The 8,728-nt window shown below is 44.2% G+C and carries 5 protein-coding genes; all 5 read left to right on the forward strand.

Annotated features, from left to right (window positions below):
* Positions 1-452 precede the first annotated feature (452 nt).
* The 5 genes from CXF58_RS09490 (at position 453) to tsf (ending at position 8,646) form a co-directional block, all read left to right on the forward strand.
* Entirely contained in the window at positions 453-3,938 is a 3,486-nt protein-coding gene (locus CXF58_RS09490; RefSeq protein ID WP_102077339.1) for an ATP-binding protein, read from the forward strand.
* A gap of 138 nt (positions 3,939-4,076) precedes the next feature.
* Positions 4,077-4,889 (forward strand): crotonase/enoyl-CoA hydratase family protein, encoded by an 813-nt coding sequence (locus tag CXF58_RS09495; RefSeq protein WP_102077340.1) that lies wholly within the window; start codon positions 4,077-4,079, stop codon positions 4,887-4,889.
* A 259-nt stretch (positions 4,890-5,148) separates the two neighbouring features.
* A complete protein-coding gene (locus CXF58_RS09505; protein WP_102077342.1) occupies positions 5,149-6,408 on the forward strand; it encodes a multidrug effflux MFS transporter in 1,260 nt (419 codons plus the stop codon).
* A gap of 301 nt (positions 6,409-6,709) precedes the next feature.
* Positions 6,710-7,519, forward strand: a complete 810-nt coding sequence (gene rpsB, locus CXF58_RS09510; protein WP_068403976.1) for a 30S ribosomal protein S2 — start codon at positions 6,710-6,712, stop codon at positions 7,517-7,519.
* 245 nt (positions 7,520-7,764) lie between these two features.
* Complete coding sequence (gene tsf / locus CXF58_RS09515) at positions 7,765-8,646, forward strand: translation elongation factor Ts (protein WP_068403979.1); 882 nt, start codon at positions 7,765-7,767, stop codon at positions 8,644-8,646.
* Positions 8,647-8,728: the final 82 nt, after the last annotated feature.

Here is an 8,728-nt window from a genome sequence, read left to right on the forward strand (position 1 = left end):
TATCCTTATCGATTATTAGTTTTTTAATAGGCGCTGTTTAAATAGCAGGTCAGTACTTGATGACCGTCAGGGATTGATTGTGGTCAATAAAAAGTTGCGTCATTATATCATTTTGTTTTCGCCTGCGCTTAATGCATAAATTTTTATTGAGGATAAGCAGTGTACTTATCTGCATAAACAAATAGGCATAAACAAAATACGAAAAGCTGACCCTTTAGTAATCGCCTTTGAGCAATGAAAGTGCATGAGTAAGTGAAGCGAGAAAAGTTTGCCAAGGAATGGTTAACCGCCTTCGTTAGAATCCTGCTAAGATAATCGCAAGTCATTCTTGATGGCTCATCTTTAATGCTTAATCAATAATGAATACATGAGCGCACCGTACAGTGTTTATCAATAATAGTATTCACCAGTAATAATATTTAGCGCCAAAATCAGTGGAGAATAAACCCAGCATGGCTTACAAAAAACGTTTTGATACCAGTAGCGCTTATGGTCAGCTGATTATATTGGTGTTTTTGCCAATTTGTTTATTGGCAGCGGTCGGTGGCATTTTGGTGTTTTATGAAACCATGCGTGCCAGTAATTCAGAGCAAGAAGCGTTAGCAGAGGCGGTACTGATTCGTTATACGCCAACGATTGCGGAGTTGGTTCCTGAGTTATTAGAGCAAGAACAGGTAGACAATGGCGATGATAAAAATAAGGCAGCGGACAACCCGCAAGCGGCGTTAGCGGCCTTAGAAGGTATTCAAGATAGGCTCGGGCGTATGCAGTCCGAGCAGCATGTCCAGCGTATTGCAATTATCAATCAAAATAATGAGGTGCTGGCAAGCGTCGGTTATGGCACTGAGGAAGCTTGGCCTCAGATAGAATCTTCACAGCGCTTTTTATCGCAACAAACAACGCCCATTGGTACCGCTTATGGCAGTAGCTTGGGAGAGTTTGACGGGCAGCAATTGTGGCTCATGATTGATATGGATAATGAGCCGCTTTATATCGCCCGTTATCGTATCGCCATGGCGCTCGCGATTACGGGTTTATTTACGATTTTAATTTTGTTATTGAGCTTAAATATTTATTCAAAACGTTGGATTGCACCGATTTACGAGCTGCGTTTGCAATTACAACGTACCCATGTCGACAATCTTTATCAGCCTATTCCGGTCGAATCAAATGGCGAGCTGAATTTATTGCAGCAAGATCTGGTCAGGACCTTACGCCGCCTACATGCCAGCTTCCAAGATTTAAAAGATCATGCCGAGCAGACCGAAGATGATTTGCGTTTGGCATTTGATGAGATGGAAATGCAAAATATCTCCATCCGTAATGCGCGTGATGCGGCGATTTCAACCAGCCAAGCAAAATCGGCGTTTTTGGCCAATATCAGCCATGAATTGCGTACACCATTAAACAGTATCGATGGTTTTATTAATTTGCTGGCGCGTCACGGTGAGCTCAATCCTGAACAAGATTTGTACGTGCAAACCATCCGTAAATCGTCGGCGCATCTATTAGCGCTAGTGAACGACGTCTTGGATTTTTCTAAGATTGAAGCGGGTAAATTGGTCCTTGATTGTCATGAGTTTGACCTTTACGACACCATTTATGATGTGGTCGATATGCTATCGCCGGTTGCTGCCGAAAAAGGTCTGCGCATGGCGGTATTGTTTTATAACGACGTGCCGATGCGCATCAATGGCGATGCGTTGCGCCTTAAACAAGTACTGACCAATATCGTCGGTAATGCGATTAAATTTACCGATAGTGGCGATGTGGTTGTACGCGTGAGCTTGGATGATCATCGCGACAATTATTTGATGATTAGCGTGCAAGATAGCGGTAAAGGGATTTCATTATCTGACCAAAAAATGCTCTTCCAAAGCTTTAGCCAAGGCGATCCGTCGATTACGCGGCAATACGGCGGCACCGGTTTGGGTCTGGTCATCTCCAAGCAATTGACGCGGCTGATGGGCGGCGACATTGGCTTTTATGACAATGTGCAAGAAAACATCTCTAATCAAGGAGCGACGTTTTGGTTTCGAATGCCAGCCCATGTCGATGTCTTGGAAGCGGCAACTGGGCAAACGATTGAGTTGCCCGTGCTCGCGCCACTTGCCAGCGATACGGACGAGTTTAATGTGCTGGTTTGGATCAATCATACTGCCTCGATACAGGTGCTCAAAGCCAGCCTGCAACATTTACCGATTACCCTGACTCAAGCAAACTCTTTACCAGGCGTACTTGAGTCGCTCAAAGAGCGCGGTAATTATTGGGATTGGGTCATCGTAGATGACGATACCCAAGACGATATGATGGCGCTACTCAAACAAATTCGTCTGCATTATCAAGGAAAGCTGGCGGTATTTGGCTATCAAGTTGCCGCCGATCAAGCACTGCTCAATCGTTATCATGCCAATATTTTGTATGAGCCTTTAGATAAAAGACAGCTCTATGCGATGCTTGATACGCAGAAACGCAGCGCTCCGAGTGGCGTTCAAGAGCCGCGCTGGAAGGGCGTAACCGTCTTGGCTGTCGACGACCATCTGCCAAACTTGTTGGTGCTTGATGCGCTGCTAAGTGAACTTGGCATCCATGTCATTACCGCCAGCAGCGGTTTTGATGCGATAGAAATCATCAGTAAACAGCAAACCAAACATATTAAAAATGCTAAAACTAATAGCCAAAGTCTGTCGAAAAAGACCCAAATCTCTAAAGCCGAAGCGCGTGATGATGCTAGTAAATCGGCGGTTAATCCATTACATCTTGACGATACTACGACAGATGATAAAGGTAGTACGGCGCACAAAAACAGTATCGATTTGATATTTATGGATATTCAAATGCCGCGTATGTCAGGGCATGAAGCGGCGCGGCAAATCCGTAATATCGAAACCCCTGATCATCACATTCCGATTATCGCCTTAACGGCTCATGGCTTAGCCGATGAGCGCGATAAGCTAATTGCGAGCGGCATCAATGATTATGTCGGCAAACCTATTAGCCAGCCACAGTTGCTACAAGTGCTGCAAAAATGGCTTGGTCGTACCGATTCAGTGCCGCCATTAACCACTATTCATAGTGATAACTTGCATAGCTCTGACTTGCACGCTGACTTACAAAGTGGGGCAAATCAAAACGCCTTGACGTCTTACGTAGATGGGACAACCCCAACTTATCCTTTGCTCAAAGATAACGAGGATAATCATATCGCCAATACAAGTTCTGATAATAAAGTGAAGAGTCCGGCAAAAATTACCCGTCCTTTATCACTGAAGAAAATCCGCGATAACTATTTGCGTGACAGTCAGCCGCGTGAAGATTATAGACGCGAGACACCGCGCGAAACCCAACCACGTTACGAGAAACCACGCTATGAAAAGCCACACTATGAGAATCTGCATTATCAAGGGCAGGGGCAAGCACCCTTATCTTATCTGCCTTATCAAATGTCAGAGCGTGCTAAAGATGAACAAGCAGTAAATACCGCACATGGGCAAAATAATACGGACATGGGCGCAAATATCCTTGATACCTCGGAGATTTTAAATTGGCAAGATGCGTTGACGCGCTCAGCCAATAAACCCGATTTAGCGGCCAAGCTCATCATTATGATGTTTGATACCATCAATGATGAAAAGCAAGCATTGATGCAGGCATGGGACACTCGTAACCGCAGCGCGCTGGCGCAAATTGCCCATCGTATCTTGGGTGGCAGTCGCTATACCGGTGTGCCGCAACTACGTCAGGCCAGCCAAGACCTAGAGGATAAGTGCTTATTGAATATTCAACATACCACGCCGGCTCAGTTTGCGATGCTCGAGCCTTATTATGAAGCGTTATTGACGGCGTTAAACAATCTACAAACCCTCGATTTATCGGCGTATCCGCAGCTTAATTATCATCGTCTAAGTGAAAATGATATGACGTGGAAAATGATTTAAAGCGGATAATTATCAAACCGCTGAGGATAAACGATACCCTAGTAGTCAGTTATTGATAAGGAAGGGCGAGTTCAAGGCTGTTAATATTAAACGGATTAACAAACTCTCTAAGTGTTTTATTTATTATTAAGGATGATTATGCACGCTATTGCCACTTACCAGTATGAGACATTACAAGTCAGCGCGACCGACAATATAATAACGGTGACCATTAATCGACCGGAAAAAAAGAACGCCATGAGCTTTAAAGTGGTGCAAGAGTTAATTGCGGTCGCAGGGCGTATCAGTAAAGATAAAGCGGTACGCGCAGTGATTCTTAATGGCGCAGAAGGCACGTTTTGTGCTGGTATCGATTTGGGCGATTTAAACCATCCTAAAAACCAAGCGTTTGCGCTATGGGAGCTGGTTAAACCTTGGCAAAGTCTCTTTCAACGCGTCTGCTTGGTTTGGCGTGATGTGCCTGTGCCAGTGATTGCGGTTTTAGAAGGTTACTGTATTGGCGCGGGCTTACAACTGGCGCTGGCTTGTGATGTGCGTATTAGCCATCCTGAGTGTAAATTGTCTATTATGGAAGCTAAGTGGGGGCTCGTACCTGACATGGGCTTAACGCAATCAGGGTTTGGCGTCGTACGCGCTGATGTCTTAAAGGAGCTGGCAATGACCGCGCGTACAGTCAATGCCGAGGAAGGCCAAGTGCTTGGCTTGGTCAGCCATTGTAGTGAAACGCCACTTGAGCAGGCGCAAAAGCTTGCCGCCGAGTTTGCTGAGCGCTCACCCGATGCGGTGCTGGCAAGTAAGCGCGTTATCAATGCCATGTTCGAGCAGCCAGCTACGACGCTATATAAAGAAAAATTTTGGCAACTAAAAATGATGTTTGGACGCAACCGTAAACTGGCGCTTAGAAAAGCCAAGCAAGCCAGTACCGCTTTTGGCAAACGTCAATTCCGTTAAAAAATCAGCCATATTTGGCCACTGTATTTGAGTGAGATAGGTTTATTTTATTCACATCAAGCATCTATTGAATTACAAGCAGATAGTGCAATATAGCACTATCTGTTTTTTTATCTGTTTACGTTGCTGTGTTTGCGTTGCAGCTTGTTTATAGACGGTATTTTTAAAAGGCTTGTTTTGCAATAAAAGTCGATTAAAATTACTCAACAAACCACGTATCAATAATAAAATAATCCTTTCTTTATCATATGGTCTCATTATGTCTGCTCCAAAACCCTCCCTGCCCAATAAACCCAATGCTGCTGACCGAGTGCGCTCTGCTGATTTGCCCGTTGCATGGATTATGATGCTTGGGCTTATCGTGGCAGTAGGGCCATTATCGATTGATATGTATCTGCCAGCATTGCCGTCGATGGCAGAGGATTTTGGCGTATCGACCGCCTTTATGGCCAACTCTGTGCCAGCCTATTTTCTTGGTTTGGTATTTGGTCAGCTGTTTTATGGCCCCTTTAGTGATCGTGTAGGTCGCGTCAAACCTTTATATATGGGCATGATTTTATATGTGATTGCCTCGATTGTCTGTGCGACGACCGATAATGAATACGTATTGTTTGTCGGTCGAACCTTTCAGGCGCTCGGCGCATGCGTGGGAGCGGTTGTGACGCGGGCGGCAATACGTGATCGCCTGACAGCCAAACAAACCGCCAAAGCTTTTTCTATTATGATATTGGTCATGGGCTTAGCGCCGATATTAGCGCCATCGCTTGGTGCTTTATTTTTAAAGTTCTTTAGTTGGCATTCTATTTTTTGGTTTTTGGCGGCTTTTGGGGCGTTGAATTTATTACTGACCAAGTTTTTCTTCTTTGAAACCTTGACTGAAGAAAACCGTAACGTCCGTCCTGCCAAAGAAGTGCTCAGTCAATATTGGGATTTATTAAAAGACCCGACCTTTAATTATCCAGCGATAGGTGGCGGCTTATTAATGGGTGCAATGTTTGTCTATATCAGCTCAGCTTCTGAATTAATCATGGATACCTATGGCGTCTCGGCCACTCATTTTGGTTGGTTATTTGGAATGAATGCGGCAGGGTTCGTAGGTTTGACCCAGCTGAATCAATGGCTGACTAATCGTTTTCGTATTTTAAGTATTCTACGATTTGGGGCAATGATGCAGGTCATCTCAGCCGCCGCGCTATTTGTAACCGGTATTGTTTTTGGTACGGATGCATGGTTGCCGCTAGTTTTAGCTTGTATTTTCTTTTGTATTGCGGGCTTGGGCTTGACACAGCCAAACGCCTCGGCGATTGCGCTTGCTTTTCAAAAACGCCGTGCGGGTATGGCCAGTGCTTTACAAGGCTCGTTGATGTTTTCGGTCGGTATTTTTGGTGGTTTATTATTAAACTTATTCCCTCTTAATCCTGTGTTAAAAATCGGTATTGCACTCTTTGTACTCATGAGTTTGGGGGCGTATTTAATTTGGCAGATAGACCGTGATTTGGATTTGGACACTGCGGAGTGATTGAAGGGTAGCGATGCATAATAGCGCTAGCAGTCGCTAAGCGTTATATGGTAAAATACAGCCCAGCTATTTTTATCATTCAGTATTATTCTGAACTTTCAAATCATAGCTCAATTTTTAAACCAACCCATCAAACAATGACACACACATCATGGCGAAAAATTGCTGGGTGTTTGGCGACTTGATTAATTTGCAAAAAAGTTAGTGCTGTTCTAATAAACACCAACCGTTAGCAAATGCGTGTCGCTAGATAGGCAGTTTTTGTGATGTGGAGGCATAACCCAACCAATAGGAATTTCACATGGCTTCAAACAATCCAACCAAAATCGAAATGCGCGACTTATTACAAGCCGGCGCTCACTTTGGTCACCAAACACGTTTTTGGAATCCAAAAATGGGTCCATACATCTTTGGCGCCCGTAACAAGATTCACATCATCAACTTAGAGCACACCGTAAAAGCGTTTAACGAAGCATTGACTTACGTAAACGGCCTAGCTGCTAAGAAAAACAAAGTATTATTCGTCGGTACTAAACGCGCAGCAAGCGGCGTTATCCGCGAGCAAGCACAACGCGCTGGCATGCCATACGTTGACCATCGCTGGTTAGGTGGTATGTTGACTAACTGGAAAACCCTACGTCAGTCAATCAATCGCCTAAAAGAGCTTGAAAAACAATCTGAAGACGGTACTTTTGCTAAGCTGACTAAGCGTGAAGCATTAGAGCGTACTCGTGATATGGAAAAACTTGAGCGTTCATTGGGTGGTATCAAAGACATGGGCGGCCTACCTGACGCTATCTTCGTCGTAGACGTAGACCATGAGGCAATCGCTATCAAAGAAGCTAAAAATCTAGGTATCCCAGTTATCGGTATCGTTGATACCAACTCAAACCCAGATAACGTTGATTACATCATTCCAGCTAACGATGATGCTATCCGTGCTGTGACTTTGTATGTAACTTCTATTGCTGATGCGATTATCGCTGGTAAAGAATATGCGCAAACTCAAGCAGGCGGTAAAGCTGACCAAGCACAAGACGCTGAGCAAGCTCCTGCCACTGAAGCGGCAGCTGACGCGAAAACTGAAGAAGCAGCGACTCCAGCAGAGTAATTGCTAAGCGATAAGGTTTAACTTTGTAAGGATGCCTTGATAGTTTAGCTATTAGCAGCCATATAAGGTTATTAATCGCATAAAGTTTATGGAAATCTATAATAGGCATGATGTAGTTTTACTCGTCATGCCTTATTATTAACGCGCCGAGCATTACTGACTTATTGCACAGAATGTCAGCGCGTTTAGATATCGTGCACTCCCTTACATAACAATACTCACCTACATCATAAAAGGTAACTCTTATGTCAGAAGTAAAAATATCTGCCAAAATGGTAAAAGAATTGCGTGACCGTACTGGTCTTGGCATGATGGAATGTAAAAAAGCGTTAGAAGAAGCAAACGGCGATGTCGAAGTTGCCATTGATAACCTACGTAAATCTGGTCAAGCGAAAGCGGCTAAAAAAGCAGGTAACATCGCAGCTGACGGCGCTATTATCATCGCTCAAGGTGACAACAAAGCATTCTTGCTAGAAGTAAACTGCCAAACTGACTTCGTTGCAAAAGATGAAAACTTCACTGCATTTGCAGAAAAAGTGGCCAATCTTGCCCTAGAAAACAATGTCACTGACGTTGCTGCTATCTCTGAATTGTCTTATAGCGATGAGCAAACCGTTGAAGAAGCGCGTGTATCTTTGGTACAAAAAATCGGTGAAAACATTCAAATTCGCCGCGTTGAAGTCCTAGAAGGCGCAAACATCGCTGCATACCGTCACGGCCTACGTATCGGTGTGGTCGTATCTTATGAAGGCGGCAGTGAAGAAACTGGTAAAAACCTTGCCATGCACATTGCAGCTTTCAACCCAGTTGCAGTAGATGACGAAAGCGTAGATGCTGATGTACTAGCACGCGAAAAAGATATCATCGAAGCCAAAGCGAAAGAATCTGGCAAGCCTGACAATATCGTTGAAAAAATGATCGAAGGCGGCTTGCGAAAATACCTAGACGAAGTAACCTTACTACGTCAACCATACGTTATGGACAATGAGAAAAAAGTTGGTGACGTATTAAAATCTGAAGGCGTAAAAGTCCTTGGTTTTAAACGTTTAGAAGTTGGCGAAGGCATCGAGAAGAAGCAAGAAGACTTTGCTGCTGAAGTTGCTGCCACGCAAGCGGCGAACAAATAAGCTTTACATCATAAAAGCACATCGTATAGATATTAAAAAGCCCGTTATATTGAACTGACCCCCATAAGTTGGACACAACTTA

It is taken from the genome of Psychrobacter sp. Sarcosine-02u-2 (assembly GCF_002836335.1).
Lineage (GTDB): Bacteria > Pseudomonadota > Gammaproteobacteria > Pseudomonadales > Moraxellaceae > Psychrobacter > Psychrobacter faecalis.

Bases quoted from the DNA above. Each gene is read 5' to 3' on its own strand.
- CXF58_RS09490 (WP_102077339.1), top strand. From the start codon at position 453: ATGGCTTACAAAAAACGTTTTGATACCAGTAGCGCTTATGGTCAGCTG.
- CXF58_RS09495 (WP_102077340.1), top strand. From the start codon at position 4,077: ATGCACGCTATTGCCACTTACCAGTATGAGACATTACAAGTCAGCGCG.
- CXF58_RS09505 (WP_102077342.1), top strand. From the start codon at position 5,149: ATGTCTGCTCCAAAACCCTCCCTGCCCAATAAACCCAATGCTGCTGAC.
- rpsB (WP_068403976.1), top strand. From the start codon at position 6,710: ATGGCTTCAAACAATCCAACCAAAATCGAAATGCGCGACTTATTACAA.
- tsf (WP_068403979.1), top strand. From the start codon at position 7,765: ATGTCAGAAGTAAAAATATCTGCCAAAATGGTAAAAGAATTGCGTGAC.